This is a genomic window from Streptomyces sp. JH14 (genome assembly GCF_029428675.1).
Taxonomy (GTDB): domain Bacteria; phylum Actinomycetota; class Actinomycetes; order Streptomycetales; family Streptomycetaceae; genus Streptomyces.
Genome location: NZ_JAJNEL010000001.1, coordinates 1,509,896 through 1,526,802, shown reverse-complemented (window position 1 = coordinate 1,526,802; position 16,907 = coordinate 1,509,896). Strand labels below are relative to the sequence as shown.

15 protein-coding genes are annotated in these 16,907 nt (G+C 70.6%); 10 read left to right on the top strand and 5 right to left on the bottom strand.

What is annotated here, in order from left to right; genetic code table 11:
• Positions 1-161: 161 nt before the first annotated feature.
• From LRD69_RS06885 to LRD69_RS06875, 3 genes are all read left to right on the top strand, one after another.
• On the top strand, positions 162-896 hold the full coding sequence (locus tag LRD69_RS06885) for a VIT1/CCC1 transporter family protein (protein ID WP_277325664.1): 735 nt from the start codon (positions 162-164) through the stop codon (positions 894-896).
• 385 nt (positions 897-1,281) lie between these two features.
• A complete protein-coding gene (gene gltB, locus LRD69_RS06880) occupies positions 1,282-5,841 on the top strand; it encodes a glutamate synthase large subunit (RefSeq protein ID WP_277325663.1) in 4,560 nt (1,519 codons plus the stop codon).
• Positions 5,834-7,294, top strand: coding sequence for a glutamate synthase subunit beta (locus LRD69_RS06875; protein WP_277325662.1), 1,461 nt, complete (start codon positions 5,834-5,836; stop codon positions 7,292-7,294). The genes gltB and LRD69_RS06875 overlap by 8 nt, the downstream gene beginning before the upstream one ends.
• Positions 7,295-7,449: 155 nt before the next feature.
• On the opposite strand, the gene LRD69_RS06870 is transcribed toward LRD69_RS06875, so the two are convergent.
• Positions 7,450-8,385 carry a rhomboid family intramembrane serine protease gene (locus LRD69_RS06870; protein WP_277325661.1) on the bottom strand — a complete coding sequence of 312 codons (936 nt, stop codon included), beginning with the start codon at positions 8,383-8,385 and terminating at the stop codon, positions 7,450-7,452.
• A 164-nt stretch (positions 8,386-8,549) separates the two neighbouring features.
• On the opposite strand from LRD69_RS06870, the gene LRD69_RS06865 reads away from it, so the two are divergent.
• Positions 8,550-9,269 carry a VWA domain-containing protein gene (locus LRD69_RS06865; protein WP_277325660.1) on the top strand — a complete coding sequence of 240 codons (720 nt, stop codon included), beginning with the start codon at positions 8,550-8,552 and terminating at the stop codon, positions 9,267-9,269.
• Positions 9,266-9,829 carry a HutD family protein gene (locus LRD69_RS06860; protein WP_277325659.1) on the top strand — a complete coding sequence of 188 codons (564 nt, stop codon included), beginning with the start codon at positions 9,266-9,268 and terminating at the stop codon, positions 9,827-9,829. The genes LRD69_RS06865 and LRD69_RS06860 overlap by 4 nt, the downstream gene beginning before the upstream one ends.
• Here LRD69_RS06860 and LRD69_RS06855 read toward each other — a convergent pair.
• A complete protein-coding gene (locus tag LRD69_RS06855; protein WP_277325658.1) occupies positions 9,810-10,148 on the bottom strand; it encodes a hypothetical protein in 339 nt (112 codons plus the stop codon). The genes LRD69_RS06860 and LRD69_RS06855 overlap by 20 nt on opposite strands.
• Positions 10,149-10,311: 163 nt before the next feature.
• Here LRD69_RS06855 and LRD69_RS06850 point away from each other — a divergent pair, with 163 nt between their 5' ends.
• Positions 10,312-10,815 carry a pyridoxamine 5'-phosphate oxidase family protein gene (locus LRD69_RS06850; protein WP_277325657.1) on the top strand — a complete coding sequence of 168 codons (504 nt, stop codon included), beginning with the start codon at positions 10,312-10,314 and terminating at the stop codon, positions 10,813-10,815.
• A gap of 56 nt (positions 10,816-10,871) precedes the next feature.
• Here LRD69_RS06850 and LRD69_RS06845 read toward each other — a convergent pair whose 3' ends face one another.
• A complete protein-coding gene (locus LRD69_RS06845) occupies positions 10,872-11,246 on the bottom strand; it encodes a DoxX family protein (RefSeq protein WP_277325656.1) in 375 nt (124 codons plus the stop codon).
• A 152-nt stretch (positions 11,247-11,398) separates the two neighbouring features.
• Between LRD69_RS06845 and LRD69_RS06840 the strand changes: the two genes are divergently transcribed.
• The gene (locus LRD69_RS06840) at positions 11,399-11,884 is read left to right on the top strand and encodes a MarR family transcriptional regulator (RefSeq protein ID WP_277325655.1); all 486 of its coding nucleotides are present in this window, start codon (positions 11,399-11,401) and stop codon (positions 11,882-11,884) included.
• A 38-nt stretch (positions 11,885-11,922) separates the two neighbouring features.
• Here LRD69_RS06840 and LRD69_RS06835 read toward each other — a convergent pair whose 3' ends face one another.
• The gene (locus tag LRD69_RS06835; RefSeq protein WP_277325654.1) at positions 11,923-12,951 is read right to left on the bottom strand and encodes an acyl-CoA dehydrogenase family protein; all 1,029 of its coding nucleotides are present in this window, start codon (positions 12,949-12,951) and stop codon (positions 11,923-11,925) included.
• Positions 12,951-14,096: an acyl-CoA dehydrogenase family protein gene (locus LRD69_RS06830; protein ID WP_277325653.1), complete on the bottom strand. Its 1,146-nt coding sequence runs from the start codon at positions 14,094-14,096 to the stop codon at positions 12,951-12,953. Before LRD69_RS06830 ends, LRD69_RS06835 begins: the two co-directional genes overlap by 1 nt.
• Before the next feature lie 109 nt (positions 14,097-14,205).
• Here LRD69_RS06830 and LRD69_RS06825 point away from each other — a divergent pair, with 109 nt between their 5' ends.
• The 3 genes from LRD69_RS06825 (at position 14,206) to LRD69_RS06815 (ending at position 16,855) form a co-directional block, all read left to right on the top strand.
• The gene (locus tag LRD69_RS06825; RefSeq protein ID WP_277325652.1) at positions 14,206-14,988 is read left to right on the top strand and encodes an SDR family oxidoreductase; all 783 of its coding nucleotides are present in this window, start codon (positions 14,206-14,208) and stop codon (positions 14,986-14,988) included.
• 66 nt (positions 14,989-15,054) lie between these two features.
• Entirely contained in the window at positions 15,055-15,666 is a 612-nt protein-coding gene (locus LRD69_RS06820; protein WP_277325651.1) for a TetR/AcrR family transcriptional regulator, read from the top strand.
• Between the two features lie 31 nt (positions 15,667-15,697).
• A complete protein-coding gene (locus LRD69_RS06815; RefSeq protein ID WP_277325650.1) occupies positions 15,698-16,855 on the top strand; it encodes an acetyl-CoA C-acetyltransferase in 1,158 nt (385 codons plus the stop codon).
• Positions 16,856-16,907 lie beyond the last annotated feature (52 nt).

The window sequence follows — 16,907 nt, the reverse complement described above, 5'->3', positions numbered from 1 at the left end:
GGATGACGGGATCGCCTCGGTAAGCCAGGCCGTACTTACCTGGTCAGAGGGCAGGTAAGTACGGCCTGGCTTGCTGGCGGGGGAATCTTTTCGTGCGTACTTTCGATGGTGTTGAGCGGGGGAGGAGCGCGTGGAACCCGCTGCCGGAGAAGGGGAGAACTGTGGCCATCATCGAGACCGACGCCGTCCTGCACGAGGCGCACCGCGACAACCACACCCACCGTGATGTGAACGGCGGCTGGCTGCGTCCCGCGGTCTTCGGTGCGATGGACGGACTGGTCTCGAACCTGGCGCTGATGACCGGCGTCGCGGGTGGTTCGGTCTCCCAGCAGACCCTCGTGATCACCGGTCTGGCGGGGCTGGCCGCCGGTGCGTTCTCCATGGCAGCCGGCGAGTACACCTCCGTGGCCGCGCAGCGCGAGCTCGTCGAGGCCGAACTGGATGTCGAGCGCCGCGAGTTGCGCAAGCATCCGGTGAGCGAGATGGAAGAGCTCGCCGGGCTCTACGAGTCCCGCGGCGTCGACCCCGCCCTCGCCCGCGAGGTCGCCCGGCAGCTGTCCCGCGACCCCGAGCAGGCCCTGGAGATACACGCCCGCGAGGAGCTCGGCATCGACCCCGGCGACCTGCCGTCGCCGCTCGTCGCCGCCGTCTCGTCGTTCGGTGCGTTCGCACTGGGCGCGCTGCTGCCCGTGCTGCCGTATCTGCTCGGTGCGAGCGCGATGTGGCCCGCGGTGCTGCTCGCCCTGATCGGCCTCTTCGCCTGCGGCGCGGTGGTGGCCCGGGTGACGGCCCGCAGCTGGTGGTTCAGCGGGCTGCGGCAGCTGCTGCTCGGCGGGGCGGCTGCGGCGATCACCTACGGTCTGGGCACGTTGTTCGGTGTGGCCGTCGGCGGCTGACCAGGTGCGGGCGGTGCCTTCGTCGCGAACTGCCCGTGATCCGTGTGACGTACGTCCTGGGTTCCGCCACTGGGCGGAACACTCTTTCGGCCGTAAAATGAGTTGCTATGCAGGGCTGCACATAAGTAGCCGTTACCCGGCGGTTTCGTTTTCTTTGCCACCGGGCATGAGCCGTAGACACCGCAGGCAACGACGCCTGCTCTCTGCAGTCCCCCGGGCGCCGATCCTCCGACTGCGACCCGCCCGCCGCACCGCGGTGTCCGCATGTTGGAACGGGCTATCCGCTTCTTGAGAAGCGGCCCATTATGTAACCTGCATGAAATTTCGCAGAGGGCCAACGTCGTCCCTCGGCACTGCATATGCCACGACGACGACGGGAGAGCCAATGCGTTCCGACGCCTGGTCGCCCATGGACGGTCGCCCCGCCCAGCAGGGGATGTACGACCCCCGTAACGAGCACGACGCCTGTGGTGTCGGGTTCGTGGCCACTCTTACCGGTGTGGCCAGCCATGAGCTGGTCGAGCAGGCGCTGACCGTACTGCGCAACCTCGAGCACCGCGGTGCCACCGGATCCGAGCCGGACTCGGGCGACGGCGCCGGAATCCTGCTCCAGGTGCCGGACGCCTTCCTCCGCGAACAGGTCTCCTTCGACCTCCCCGAGGCCGGTGCCTACGCCGTCGGAATCGCGTTCCTGCCCGCCGACGACTCCACCGAGGCCGTCCGGCAGCTCGAGAAGATCGCCGCCGAGGAGGGCCTGAAGGTCCTCGGCTGGCGCGAGGTCCCGGTCAGCCCCGGCCTCCTCGGCAGCGGCGCCCGCGCCACGATGCCCGAGTTCCGTCAGCTGTTCGTCGCCGACGGTGCGAGCACCGGCATCGCGCTCGACCGCAAGGCCTTCGTGCTGCGCAAGCGCGCCGAGCGTGAGGCCGGGGTGTACTTCCCCTCGCTCTCCGCCCGCACGATCGTCTACAAGGGCATGCTCACCACCGGGCAGCTGGAGCCGTTCTTCCCGGACCTCTCCGACGGCCGCTTCGCCACCACGGTCGCGCTGGTCCACTCGCGCTTCTCCACCAACACGTTCCCGAGCTGGCCGCTCGCCCACCCGTACCGCTTCGTCGCGCACAACGGCGAGATCAACACGGTCAAGGGCAACCGCAACTGGATGAAGGCCCGTGAGTCCCAGCTCGCGTCGGACCTCTTCGGTACGGAGCAGCTGGACCGGATCTTCCCCGTCTGCACGCCGGACGCCTCCGACTCCGCCTCCTTCGACGAGGTCCTGGAGCTCCTCCACCTCGGCGGCCGTTCGCTGCCGCACTCGGTGCTGATGATGGTTCCCGAGGCGTGGGAGAACCACGTCTCCATGGACCCGGCACGGCGCGCCTTCTACCAGTACCACTCCACGATGATGGAGCCCTGGGACGGTCCGGCCTGCGTCACCTTCACCGACGGCACCCAGGTCGGCGCGGTCCTCGACCGCAACGGTCTGCGCCCCGGCCGCTACTGGGTCACCGACGACGGCCTCGTCGTCCTCTCCTCCGAGGTCGGTGTCCTGGACATCGCCCCCGAGAAGGTCGTCCGCAAGGGCCGCCTCCAGCCTGGCAAGATGTTCCTCGTCGACACCGCCGAGGGCCGCATCATCGAGGACGACGAGATCAAGGCGGGCCTCGCCGCCGAGCATCCGTACCAGGAGTGGCTGGAGACCGGCGAGATCGAGCTGGAGGATCTCCCCGAGCGCGAGCACATCGTGCACACGCACGCCTCCGTCACCCGCCGCCAGCAGACCTTCGGCTACACCGAGGAAGAGCTGCGCGTCATCCTCGCGCCGATGGCCCGCACGGGCGGCGAGCCGCTCGGCTCCATGGGCACGGACTCGCCGATCGCCGCGCTGTCCGAGCGTCCCCGGCTCCTCTTCGACTACTTCACCCAGCTGTTCGCGCAGGTCACCAACCCGCCGCTGGATGCCATCCGTGAGGAGCTCGTCACCTCGCTGCGCTCCTCGCTCGGTCCCGCCGGCAACCTGCTGGAGCCGACCGCCGCGTCGTGCCGCAGCGTCACGCTGCCGTTCCCGGTGATCGACAACGACGAGCTGGCCAAGCTGATACACATCAATGCCGACGGCGACATGCCGGGCATGAAGGCCGCCACGCTCTCCGGTCTCTACCGGGTCAGCGGTGCCGGCGAGGCCCTCGCCGCCCGGATCGAGCAGATCTGCACCGAGGCCGACGCCGCCATCGAGGACGGCGCCCGCCTGATCGTCCTGTCCGACCGGCACTCCGACGCCGAGCACGCGCCGATCCCGTCGCTGCTGCTCACCTCGGCCGTCCACCACCACCTCATCCGCACCAAGCAGCGCACCCAGGTGGGTCTGCTGGTCGAGGCCGGGGACGTCCGCGAGGTCCACCACGTCGCGCTGCTGATCGGTTACGGAGCCGCAGCGGTCAACCCGTACCTGGCGATGGAGTCCGTCGAGGACCTGGTCCGGGCCGGCACGTTCATCGAGGGCATCGAGCCCGAGCAGGCCATCCGGAACCTGATCTACGCGCTCGGCAAGGGCGTCCTGAAGGTCATGTCCAAGATGGGCATCTCGACGGTCGCCTCCTACCGAGGCGCCCAGGTCTTCGAGGCCGTCGGCCTGGACGAGGCCTTCGTCGCGAAGTACTTCCACGGCACCGCCACCAAGATCGGCGGCGCTGGACTCGACGTCGTCGCCAAGGAGGTCGCCGCCCGGCACACCAAGGGCTACCCCGCCTCGGGCATCTCCGCCTCGCACCGCGCGCTGGAGATCGGCGGCGAGTACCAGTGGCGCCGCGAGGGCGAGCCGCACCTGTTCGACCCGGAGACGGTCTTCCGCCTCCAGCACGCCACCCGCAACCGCCGGTACGACATCTTCAAGAAGTACACGGACCGGGTGAACGAGCAGTCCGAGCGCCTGATGACGCTCCGCGGCCTGTTCGGTTTCAAGTCGGACCGCGAGGCGATCCCGGTCGACGAGGTCGAGTCCGTCTCCGACATCGTCAAGCGCTTCTCCACCGGCGCCATGTCGTACGGCTCGATCTCCCGCGAGGCACACGAAACCCTCGCCATCGCCATGAACCAGCTGGGCGGCAAGTCCAACACCGGTGAGGGCGGCGAGGACGCCGACCGGCTCTACGACCCGGCGCGCCGCTCGTCCATCAAGCAGGTCGCCTCCGGCCGCTTCGGTGTGACCAGCGAGTACCTGGTCAACGCGGACGACATCCAGATCAAGATGGCGCAGGGTGCCAAGCCCGGCGAGGGCGGCCAGCTGCCCGGCCACAAGGTCTACCCCTGGGTCGCCAAGACCCGGCACTCCACCCCGGGTGTCGGTCTGATCTCCCCGCCGCCGCACCACGACATCTACTCCATCGAGGACCTGGCTCAGCTGATCCACGACCTCAAGAACGCCAACCCCGCGGCCCGCATCCATGTGAAGCTGGTCTCCGAGGTCGGCGTCGGCACGGTCGCCGCAGGTGTCTCCAAGGCGCACGCGGACGTCGTCCTGATCTCCGGCCACGACGGCGGAACGGGCGCATCCCCGCTCACCTCGCTGAAGCACGCGGGCGGCCCCTGGGAGCTCGGCCTCGCCGAGACCCAGCAGACCCTGCTGCTCAACGGCCTGCGCGACCGCATCGTGGTGCAGACCGACGGCCAGCTGAAGACCGGCCGCGACGTCGTCATCGCCGCGCTGCTCGGCGCCGAGGAGTTCGGTTTCGCGACCGCGCCGCTCGTCGTCTCCGGCTGCGTCATGATGCGCGTCTGCCACCTCGACACCTGCCCGGTCGGTATCGCCACCCAGAACCCGGTCCTGCGCGACCGGTTCTCCGGCAAGGCCGAGTACGTCGTCAACTTCTTCGAGTTCATCGCCCAGGAAGTCCGCGAGCTCCTCGCCGAGCTCGGCTTCCGCACGATCGAAGAGGCCGTCGGCCACGCCGAGCTGCTGGACACCGACCGTGCGGTCACGCACTGGAAGGCGCAGGGCCTCGACCTGGAGCCCCTGTTCTACGTCCCCGAGCTGCCCGAGGGTGCGGTCCGCCACCAGCTGGTCGAGCAGGACCACGGCCTCGCCAAGGCCCTGGACAACGAGCTGATCAGGCTCGCTGCCGACGCCCTGAACGCGGAGAGCGCCGAGGCCGCCCAGCCGGTCCGGGCCCAGCTCACGATCCGGAACATCAACCGGACCGTCGGCACCATGCTCGGCCACGAGGTGACGAAGAAGTTCGGCGGCTCGGGTCTGCCGCAGGACACCATCGACCTCACCTTCACCGGCTCCGCCGGCCAGTCGTTCGGCGCGTTCGTGCCGAGCGGAGTGACGCTGCGCCTGGAGGGCGACGCCAACGACTACGTCGGCAAGGGCCTCTCCGGCGGCCGGGTCGTCGTGCGCCCGGACCGCGGCGCCGACCACCTCGCCGAGTACTCCACCATCGCGGGCAACACCATCGCGTACGGTGCGACCGGCGGCGAGCTGTTCCTGCGCGGCCGGACCGGTGAGCGGTTCTGCGTCCGCAACTCCGGTGCGACCGTCGTCTCGGAGGGCGTGGGCGACCACGGCTGCGAGTACATGACCGGTGGCCACGCCGTCGTCCTCGGCGAGACCGGACGCAACTTCGCCGCAGGCATGTCGGGCGGTGTCGCGTACGTCGTCGACCTGGACCGCGACAACGTCAACGTCGGCAACCTCGACGCGATCGAGGCCCTCTCCGACACCGACAAGCAGTGGCTGCACGATGTCGTGCGCCGCCACCAGGAGGAGACGGGCTCCACCGTCGCCGAGAAGCTGCTGGCCGAGTGGGACACCGCGGTGAACCGCTTCAGCAAGATCATCCCGTCCACCTACAAGGCAGTGCTCGCCGCCAAGGACGCCGCTGAGCTCGCCGGTCTCTCCGAGCAGGAGACCACCGAGAAGATGATGGAGGCGGCGACCCATGGCTGACCCCAAGGGCTTCCTGACCACCGGGCGCGAGGTCGCCAAGACCCGCCCCGTCGGCGAGCGCGTCAAGGACTGGAACGAGGTCTACGTTCCGGGCTCGCTGCTCCCGATCATCAGCAAGCAGGCCGGCCGCTGCATGGACTGCGGCATCCCGTTCTGCCACAACGGCTGCCCGCTGGGGAACCTCATCCCCGAGTGGAACGACTACGCCTACCGCGAGGACTGGACCGCTGCGTCCGAGCGTCTGCACGCCACCAACAACTTCCCGGAGTTCACGGGCCGGCTGTGCCCCGCTCCGTGCGAGTCGGCGTGTGTTCTGGGCATCAACCAGCCGGCCGTCACCATCAAGAACGTCGAAGTCTCGATCATCGACAAGGCGTGGGACAGCGGCGACGTCACCCCGCAGCCGCCCGAGCGCCTCTCCGGCAAGACCGTCGCGGTCATCGGCTCGGGCCCGGCGGGTCTCGCCGCCGCCCAGCAGCTGACCCGGGCCGGTCACACCGTCGCCGTCTTCGAGCGCGCGGACCGTATCGGTGGCCTTCTCCGGTACGGCATCCCCGAGTTCAAGATGGAGAAGTCGCACATCAACCGCCGCATCGAGCAGATGCGCGCAGAGGGCACCAAGTTCCGCACGGAGGTGGAGATCGGCAAGGACATCGACGCCGCCACACTCCGCCGCCGGTACGACGCGGTCGTCATCGCCACGGGTGCCACCGTCTCCCGCGATCTGCCCGTCCCGGGCCGTGAGCTGAACGGCGTGCACTTCGCGATGGAGTACCTGCCGCTCGCCAACAAGGTGCAGGAGGGCGACCTCACGGTCTCCCCGATCTCCGCCGAGGGCAAGCACGTCGTCGTCATCGGCGGTGGCGACACCGGTGCCGACTGCGTCGGCACCGCCCACCGTCAGGGCGCGGCCTCCGTCACCCAGCTGGAGATCATGCCGAAGCCGGGCGAGGACCGGAACGCCGGCCAGCCCTGGCCGACGTTCCCCATGCTCTACAAGGTCACCTCGGCGCACGAGGAGGGCGGTGAGCGGGTCTACTCCGTCTCCACCACCCACTTCGAGGGCGACGAGGACGGCAACGTCCAGGCGCTGCACCTCGTCGAGGTGGAGTTCAAGGACGGCAAGCTGGAGCAGAAGCCCGGCACCGAGCGGCGGATCCCGGCGCAGCTGGTCACGCTGGCCATGGGCTTCACCGGCACCGACCAGTCCAACGGTCTCGTCCAGCAGTTCGGCGTGGAGCTCGACGGGCGCGGCAATGTCGCGCGCGACGCGGACTACGCCACCAACGTCGGCGGTGTCTTCGTCGCCGGCGACGCGGGCCGCGGCCAGTCCCTCATCGTGTGGGCCATCGCCGAGGGCCGCTCCGCGGCGCGCGGCGTGGACCGCTTCCTGACCGGAGCCAGCGCCCTGCCGGCCCCGATCCGCCCGACGGACCGTTCCCTGATGGTCTGATCACCAGCGGTGCCGGAAGTACCACCGGCACCACCAACAGACGTCCCGTACAACGGCGTACGGAACTGAACGCGGCGCCTGCCCGTCCCCGACCGGACGATTCGGCAGGCGCCGTGGCGCGTCCGGGGACGCCCCGTACCGGCGAACGGGACGGGTCAGGCCACCGCACCGCCGGTCAGCTGCGACGTCTTGAGGACCACCAGTGCGACCAGCAGCAGGAACAGCGCCGCACACCCGGCGATCTGCACGGCGGTACGGCGCTTCGCCGGTGCGTACGCGAGCACGGCCGTGACGATGCCGCCCGTCAGGAGCCCGCCCAAGTGCCCCTGCCACGAGGTGAACCCCGCGGAGATCAGCATCCAGACCAGGAACCCCGCCAGGAACCGGTTGACCGCCTGCATGTCCCGGCCCAGCCGCCGGTTGATGACGTAGAACGCCGCCGCCAGCCCGAAGATCGCCCCGGAGGCGCCCACCGTGAGGGCGTCCGGTGCGACCAGGTACACCATCACCGAACCACCCAGCGCGGACAGCAGATACAGGGCGAGATACCGGCCCCGGCCCAGCTGCTCCTCGACGACCCGGCCCAGGTTCCACAGCCCGTACATGTTGAAGAGGATGTGCAGCACGCCGAACGGCACGGAGCCCAAGGACGACGCGTCCGGCGGCAGATGAAGGAAGGACCCGGTCAGCAGCCGGTACCACTCGCCGTCCATCACCCCGGCCGTGTCGAACCCGGGGAAGTCCCCGCGCGCGTACACGTACTGGCTGCCGTCGGGACCGGTCAGACCCGCGCCGAGCATCCCGAACCGGTCGACGATCTCCGGACGGACCAGCTCGCCCAGATAGGCCAGGATGTTCAGGCCCATCAGTACGTACGTCACGACGGGCACCGCCGTCCTCGGCACCGTGCCGCCGAAGACCGTGCGCGCCCGGCGGATCGAGCGCTGCCCCTCCTTCACGCACTCCACGCAGTGGTGGCCGACAGCGGCCTCACGCATGCAGTCGGGACAGATGTAGCGGTCGCAGCGGGTGCAGCGCACATGCGTCTCGTACGACGGATGGCGATAGCACGTGGTGACGGCGGCCTCCATGGCCGGCTCCTTCACTGGTCGGCGGTCACAGGGGGCCGGTGGGGCGGCGGCGATCAAGATAGCGAACACCGTGAAGGGCGCCGCGGCCGGGTGCGCGAGCGGATCGGGGCGGGCCGGCCACGTGACGTAACCTCATGACTCCCGTACCAGGAACGGAGTCCCGGATGGCAGCCATCAGCCTGCGCAAGGTCGAGGAGACGGCGCCCGCGCTGGTCAGCCTCTACAGGAGTGCGGGGGTCTCGCTGCAGAAGCACGGGCTGAGCGGGGAGCGGGCGGCGGTCTATCTCGTCCTGGACTACTCCGGCTCCATGAAGGAGTACTACAAGGACGGCAGCGTCCAGGCCCTCGCCGACCGGGTGCTCGGTCTGTCGGCCCATTTCGACGACGACGGCCGCGTGCCCGTCGTCCTCTTCTCCACCGACATCGACGCGGTCACCGAGATAGCCCTGGACAACCACCGTGGGCGCGTCGACGAGATCGTGGCGGGCCTCGGGCACATGGGGAAGACGAGCTATCACCTGGCCATGGACGCGGTCATCGACCATTACATCGACAGTGGCTCGACCGCGCCCGCACTCGTCGTCTTCCAGACCGACGGCGGTCCGATCAACAAGACGGCGGCCGAGCGCTATCTGTGCAAGGCGGCGAAACTGCCGATGTTCTGGCAGTTCATCGGCTTCGGCAACAAGCGCAGTTCGCAGTTCGACTTCCTGCACAAGCTCGACGAACTGGCCGTTCCCGCACAGCGTCCCGTCGACAACGCAGGCTTCTTCCACGCCGGACTCGACCCGCGGCAGGTCCCGGACGCCGATCTGTACGACCGGCTCGTCGCCGAATTCCCGCACTGGCTGGCCGCGGCCCGAGCGCAGAGGATCGTCAAGTGACGCTACGCGTGCTGAGGGCGGCCGACCGCACGGCCGTGCCCTGGAAGAACGGCGGGGGAGTCACCCGGGAGATCGCCGCGTCCCCCGAGGGCGCACCGCTGGACGACTTCGACTGGCGGGTCAGTCTCGCCGATGTGTCCGCGGACGGGCCGTTCTCCTCGTTCCCGGGCGTCGACCGCACACTGACCGTGGTCGAGGGCGCCGGGATGGATCTGATGGTGGGCGGTGAACACCACATCGTCGACGAGCCGTACTGGCCGCACGACTTCCCCGGGGACCTGGAGACGGACGGGCGGCTGCTCGGCGGCCCCGTCGTGAACCTCAATGTGATGTACCGCCGAGGGCGTACGGCCGCGGAGGTCGCGGTCGTACGCGGCACGCTCCGGCTGCTGGCGCCGGAGGGCGGTTCGGCCCTGGCCGTCGCACTGGAGGACGGTGCGGTGCTCGAGGGCCGGGACATCGAACTCGACTGCTACGACGCGGTGGTGGCGGACCGTGCGTCCCCCGCGGTGATCCGGACCCGGGGCTGGGCGCTGCTGGTCACCCTGTCGGCCGGGTAGCGCGGGTCTCTCCGGGGACCGGGCAGGCCGCGTCACACGCCGGAACCCGGTGGGTGTGTACATCCCACTTCTCCGGCGGTCCGGACGACATCGGCACGCCCAGCATCTCGGCGACCGGCAGCATCACGGCGCCGAAGTCCTCCACGGCCTCGGCAGACTCCCACAGGTCGAAGAGCTCCACGCCCGCATCGGTCGCGATGCACACATGCGACAGGCAGCCGGCGAAGGGGTCGCCGGGCAGTGCCTGCAGTTCCTTGTCGAGAGCGTCGTACTGGTCGGCCGTGACGCCCGACAGAGTGGCGTGCACGAAAACTGCCATCGTCTATCACCTCGGGTCCGCGGGATCAGTCCTCCCCCCGCCGCCACGATGACGGCCATGTGCCCGATACAGCACACCACGATCATGGCGGGACGGCATCCGAACGAGTGGCGACCCGTAAATCCAGACAGGGGATGTCGGGATTCAAGGGTTCCATGGACGCATGACATCGACCTCCTGGGCAGCGTTCCAGTCGGCGGAGCCGGACTTCGCCGCGACCGTTCAGGCCCGTTTCGGGCTGTACAGGCACCACGTCCTGGCCACCCTTCGCAAGGATGGCTCGCCGCGGGTGACGGGCCTGGAAGTGGACTTCCGCTTCGGCGAGCTGTGGCTCGGCATGATGCCGAATTCGCGCAAGGCGCTGGACCTGCGGCGCGATCCGCGGTTCGCGGTGCAGGCCAACCCGGGGCCGGACGAGACCATGGCCGATGCCGACGTCCGGGTCTCCGGGCGCGCGGTCGAGGTGAGCGACCCGGATGTGCTGGCCCGCTTCATCGAGGAGGCGAAGCCGCCGGAGCCGTTCCATCTGTTCCGCACGGAACTGACGGAGGTGGTCCGCACCGCGCTGGACGGTGAGGAACTGATCGTCCAGGCCTGGCGCCCGGGGAGTCCCCTGCGCACGCTCCGCCGCGGAAACGACGACAGCCCCCCGTACGCAACGGCGTGACGGGACCGGGCTCGCGGCCGGGGCCCCACCGCACCGGGGCCCGCGACTGAGTTTTCTCAGAAGGCGCAGGGGCCGAAGCGGCCCCAGGCCACGACGACGGCCAGGACGAGCAGTACGAGACCGGGCAGGGCCATCCGGTACTCGTTGCGGCGTACGTGGACGACGACCGCGCCCAGCATGGTCACCGCGAGCCCCGCCGCCGCCCAGGGGACCAGTGCCGGCGCCACGTCCAGGGCGGCGGGCAGTACCAGCCCGAGCGCGCCCAGGACCTCGGCGGCTCCGATCGCCTTCACGGCGCCCGCGGAGAAGTCCTCGGCCCATCCCATGTTGGAGGCCATGAGCTTCTCGCGAGGCTGGACGGCCTTCATCAGGCCGGAGGCGAAGAAGGCGGCAGCGAGCACGCTCGCGATGATCCACAGGGTGATGTTCATCAGTACTTTTCTGCTCGATGAGTTGAAGATTCAAGCGGAAGGTAGCCCTGCGGGAGTTGAAGCGTCAAGTAAACCGACGGACCTCTCCGGTCCGCGCACCCCTGCCGGCGGCTGCTCCTGCGGACTTGAGGCGTCAAGTTATGGTGAGCCGTATGGGCACACAGGAACCACGCTGGCTGAACGACGGGGAGCACGAGTCCTGGATCGCGCTGGGCAGCATGCTGATCCGCCTCCCGGCCGCGCTGGACCGGCAGCTGCAGCGGGACGCGGGCATCAGCCACTTCGAGTACCAGGTCCTGGCCGGCCTCTCCATGGCGTCGGCGCGCACACTGCGGATGAGTGAACTCGCCGTACTCGCGGACGGCTCGCTCTCCCGGCTGTCGCACGTGGTCAAGCGCCTGGAGAAGCAGGACTGGGTGCGCCGCACCCCGGACCCCGCCGACGGCCGCTACACTCTGGCGATCCTCACGGACGCCGGCTGGGACAAGGTCGTGGCGACCGCCCCTGGCCATGTCGAGGAGGTGCGGCGGCTGGTGTTCGACCCGCTCACGAAGGTGCAGCAGAAGCAGCTGCGCGAGATCGGCCGCCGGGTGGGCGACGCGATCGGCCCCGACGACTGCCCTACCCGGCAGGCCTGATCCCCGCCGCGCCGCCGGGTCCCGGTCCGGCGCCGCGCTCACCCGTCGCCGCCGGCATCCGTCCCGTTGCTCCCGGGGGCCGCATCCGTCCCCACGACCCGCCCCCGGCAGACCCCCGGCGCCCCCCACGCGGTCCGCAACGGCCCCGCCTTCCGCAGCCACACCGACAGATCCAGCTCGTCCGTGTACCCCACCGCCCCGTGCAGCTGCAGCGCCGCCCGCGACGCCGCATATGCCGCCTCACCCGCCGCGACCTTCGCCGCCGCCACATCCGCCCCGGCGCGCGGCGCCCCCTCGGCGAGCGCGACCGCCGCCCCGTACAGCAGCGGCCGGGCGAACTCCAGGCCGATCAGCGTGTCCGCCAGCCGATGCTTGACCGCCTGGAACGATCCGATCGCCACCCCGAACTGGGTGCGCTGCTTCACGTACCCGACCGTGGCCCGCAGCAGCGCCTCACCCGTGCCGAGCGCCTGCGCCGCCGTCGCGAACGCCGCCCAGTCCGCCGCCGCGCCCGCTGCCTTGGCCACCCGCGGCCCGGAGGCGAGCAGCTGCCCGCCGGGCCCGACCCGGAACAGCCGCCGCGCCGGATCGGACGACGCGCGCAGCGGACCGTGCCCGGACGCGAGCCGCAGTTCGTCGCCCGACACGGCGAACACCGCGTCCGCGGCGTCCGCGTCCAGCGCATACGCCCCGTCGGCCGGCCGGAGCGTCACCGTCACCGCACCCGAGGCCATCCGGGGCAGCCACTCCTTCGCCGCCGGCCCTCCCGCCCCGTCGAGCAGCACCGCCGCCGCCACCGTCTCCACCACCGGACCCGGCACCGCATGGCGCCCCAACTCCACGAAGGCCGCCGCGAGTTCCACCGGAAGCGGGCCCACGCCCCCGTACGCCTCCGGTATCGCGAGCGCGAACAGCCCCGCCTCGGCGAGACGCGCCCACAGGGCCTGCCCCGGGCCGTGGTCCCCGGCGCCCCACGCCCGTACGGCCGCAGGCGTGTCCGCGGCCGACAGCATCGCGTCCAGGGTGCGGGTGAACTCCCGCTGCTCGTCGTCCAGGAGGAAGCGCATCAGCGCCGTCCCTTCGGCAGGCCGAGCAGCCGCTCGGCGATGATGTCCCGCTGGATCTCGTTCGTGCCGGCGTAGATCGGGCCCGCAAGGGAGAAGACATGGCCCTGCGCCCATTCGCCGTCCGCGAGTTCGCCGTCCGGGCCGAGCAGGTCGAGCGCCGTCTCGTGCAGTGCGATGTCGTACTCCGACCAGAACACCTTGTTCAGACTGGACTCGGCGCCGATGCCCGTCCCCGCCGCGAAGCGCGACGCGTGGGCGTAGGTGAACAGCTGGTACGCGCGCGCCCCGATCACCGCGTCCGCGACCTGGTCCCGCACCGCCGTGTCCGAGGGGTCCCCGTGCGTGCGCCACAGCTCGGCCAGCCGGTCCGCGGCGGCCAGGAAGCGGCCGGGGGAGCGCAGCGTCAGCCCGCGCTCGTTGCCCGTGGCCGACATGGCGATGCGCCAGCCCTGGCCGGGCTCCCCGATGACGTCCTCGTCGGGCACGAACACCTCGTCCAGGAAGAGTTCGGCGAAGGCGGGCTTGCCGTCGAGCCGGCCGACCGGCCGGACCGTGACCCCGGGCGCCGACAGGTCGAACATCAGATACGTCAGCCCGTGGTGCGGCTTCGCGGCCTCCGGGTCCGTCCGGAAGATGCCGAACGCCCGGTCCGCGAACGCGGCCCGGGACGACCAGGTCTTCTGCCCCGACAGCAGCCAGCCGCCGTCCGTGCGCACCGCGCGCGACCGCAGCGACGCCAGGTCCGAACCCGACTCCGGCTCGGACCAGGCCTGCGCCCAGATCACCTCGCCGCTCGCCATCGGCGGCAGGATCCGGGCCCGCTGCTCGTCCGTCGCGTGGTCGAAGAGGGTCGGGGCGAGGAGGTTGATGCCGTTCTGCGAAACCCGGCCGGGGCCGCCTGCCGCGTAGTACTCCTCCTCGAAGACCAGCCACGCAAAGATGCCGACGCCGCGGCCGCCGTACTCCGCCGGCCAGGAGACGACGGACCAGCGGTCCGCGTACAGCCGCGCCTCCCACGCGCGGTGCGCGGCGAAGCCTTCCGCCGTCTCCAGGGACGGCAGCGGTTCGGCCGGCACGTGGGCGCGGAGCCACTGCCTGGCCTCCGCCCGGAACGCCTCCTCACCGGGAGTGAAGCTCAGATCCATCGGGCGCCCGCCCTCCGTGTCGTCGTCGACCTTCCCTAACAAGTGTTTGGTAGGTTAACCTACGCCCGGGAGGCCCGTCGAGACACCGGGCACCCGAGGAGGTACGGGCGTGAACGCACCGCAGTACATACCGGGACACGGGCTGCTGGCCGGCCGCACCGCCGTCATCACCGCGGCCGCCGGCGCCGGGATCGGCGGCGCCACCGCCCGCAGGTTCCTGGAGGAAGGCGCCCGCATCGTCATCGGCGACGCACACGCACGCCGGCTGAAGGAGACCGAGCAGACGCTCGCCGGCGAGTTCGGCGCCACGAACGTCACCTCGCTGCCCTGTGACGTCACCGAGGAGACACAGGTCCGGGCCCTCTTCGCGCACGCCGAACAGGCCCACGGCGGCCTGGACATCGTCGTCAACAACGCCGGACTCGGCGGCACCGCCGAACTCACCGAGATGACCGACGCACAGTGGTCCGCGGTCCTTGACGTCACCCTGAACGGCACCTTCCGCTGCACCCGCGCCGCCCTGCGCTCCCTGAAGTCCGCGGGCCGCGGCGGCGTCGTCGTCAACAACGCCTCCGTCGTCGGCTGGCGCGCCCAGACCGGTCAGGCCCACTACGCGGCCGCGAAGGCGGGCGTCATGGCGCTCACCCGGTGTGCCGCCGTCGAGGCCGCCGCGTACGGCGTACGGGTCAACGCCGTCGCCCCCAGCCTCGCCATGCACCCCCACCTGGTGAAGGTCACGTCCGCCGGACTCCTCGACGAACTGACCCGCAAGGAGGCCTTCGGCAGGTACGCGGAACCCTGGGAGATCGCCAACGTCATCGTCTTCCTCGCCAGCGGCTACTCCTCGTACATGACGGGCGAGGTCGTCCCCGTCAGCAGCCAGCATGCGTGACCGGGAACCGCGCAGGACGTGCGCAGGGGCGTCCGCGAGGCCGTCCCGCGGGCGGAGAATGGGCGGGTGCCTACCAAGAAGAAGCCCCAGGTGACCCCCTCGCCCGAGCGGCGCCGCGAACTGCTCGACACCGCCGCCGAGGTCTTCGCCGCACAGGGATACAACGCCACCACCGTCCGCAGGATCGCGGACGAGGCCGGGATGCTCGCGGGCAGCCTCTACTACCACTTCGATTCCAAGGAATCGATCATCGACGAGATCCTCTCCACCTTCCTGACCGAGCTCTGGGAGGGCTACGACGCGGTGCTCGCCGCCGGACTCGGCCCCCGCGAGACCATCGAGGCCCTCGTCACCGAGTCCTTCCGGGAGATCGACCGGCACCGTGCCGCCGTCGCCATCTACCAGAAGGAGTCCAGGCATCTCGCCACCCAGCCCCGGTTCGGCTATCTCGTCGACTCCCAGCAGAAGTTCGAGAAGGCCTGGCTCGGCACGCTGGAACGCGGCGTCGCCGACCGGGTCTTCCGCGCCGACCTCGACGTCCGGCTCACGTACCGGTTCGTCCGCGACACCGTCTGGGTCGCGGCCTCCTGGTACCGGCCGGGCGGACAGCACAGCCCCGAGGAGATCGCCCGCCAGTACCTCTCGATGGTCCTGGACGGCATCGCCCTCGACACCTGACCCCACCCGCGCTCACCCACGAGGAGCAGCCATGGCCGAGGCCTACATCGTCGAAGCGGTACGCACCCCGGTCGGCCGACGCAAGGGAGGTCTCGGCGCCGTCCACCCCGCCGACCTCGGCGCCCATGTGCTGCGGGCCCTCGTCGAGCGCACCGGCATCGACCCGGCGGCCGTCGAGGACGTCGTCTTCGGCTGCCTCGACACCGTCGGACCGCAGGCCGGCGACATCGCCCGCACCTGCTGGCTGGCGGCCGGACTGCCCGAAGAGGTCCCCGGCGTCACCATCGACCGCCAGTGCGGCTCCTCGCAGCAGGCCGTCCACTTCGCTGCCCAGGGAGTCCTCTCCGGTACCCAGGACCTCGTCGTCGCGGGCGGCACCCAGAACATGACGCAGATCCCGATCGCCTTCGCCTCCCGCCAGGCCGCCGAACCCCTCGGCCTCACCGAAGGCCCGTACGCGGGCAGCGAGGGCTGGCGCGCCCGCTACGGGAACCGGCCGGTCAACCAGTTCCACGGCGCCCAGCTGATCGCCGGGAAGTGGGGCATCAGCCGCCGCGACATGGAGGAGTTCGCGCTCCGCTCCCACCGGCGGGCGATCCGCGCCATAGACGAGGGCCGCTTCGCCCGCGAGACCGTCGCCTACGGGGAGGTCACCGTCGACGAGGGGCCGCGCCGCGACACCACCCTGGAGAAGATGGCCGCACTCCCGCCGGTCCTGGACGGCGGCACGATCACCGCCGCCTGCTCCTCCCAGGTCTCCGACGGGGCCGCCGCGATGCTCATCGCCTCCGAACGCGCCGTCGCCGAGCACGGCCTCACCCCGCGCGCCCGCATCCACCACCTCTCGGTACGCGGCGAGGACCCGATCCGGATGCTGTCGGCGCCGATCCCGGCCACCGCGTACGCGCTGAAGAAGGCCGGCATGACGATCGACGACATCGACCTGGTCGAGATCAACGAGGCGTTCGCACCGGTGGTGCTGGCGTGGCTGAAGGAGACCGGCGCCGACCCGGACAAGGTGAACGTCAACGGTGGCGCGATCGCGCTCGGCCACCCTCTCGGGGCAACGGGCACCAAGCTGATGACGACGCTGCTGCACGAACTGGAACGCACGGGCGGCCGCTACGGCCTGCAGACCATGTGCGAGGGCGGCGGACAGGCGAACGTGACGATCATCGAACGGCTCTGAGCCGGGCGCGCCAAGGCTCTCCGGCGACCCCGCCGCGCTGGGGTGCGGCGGA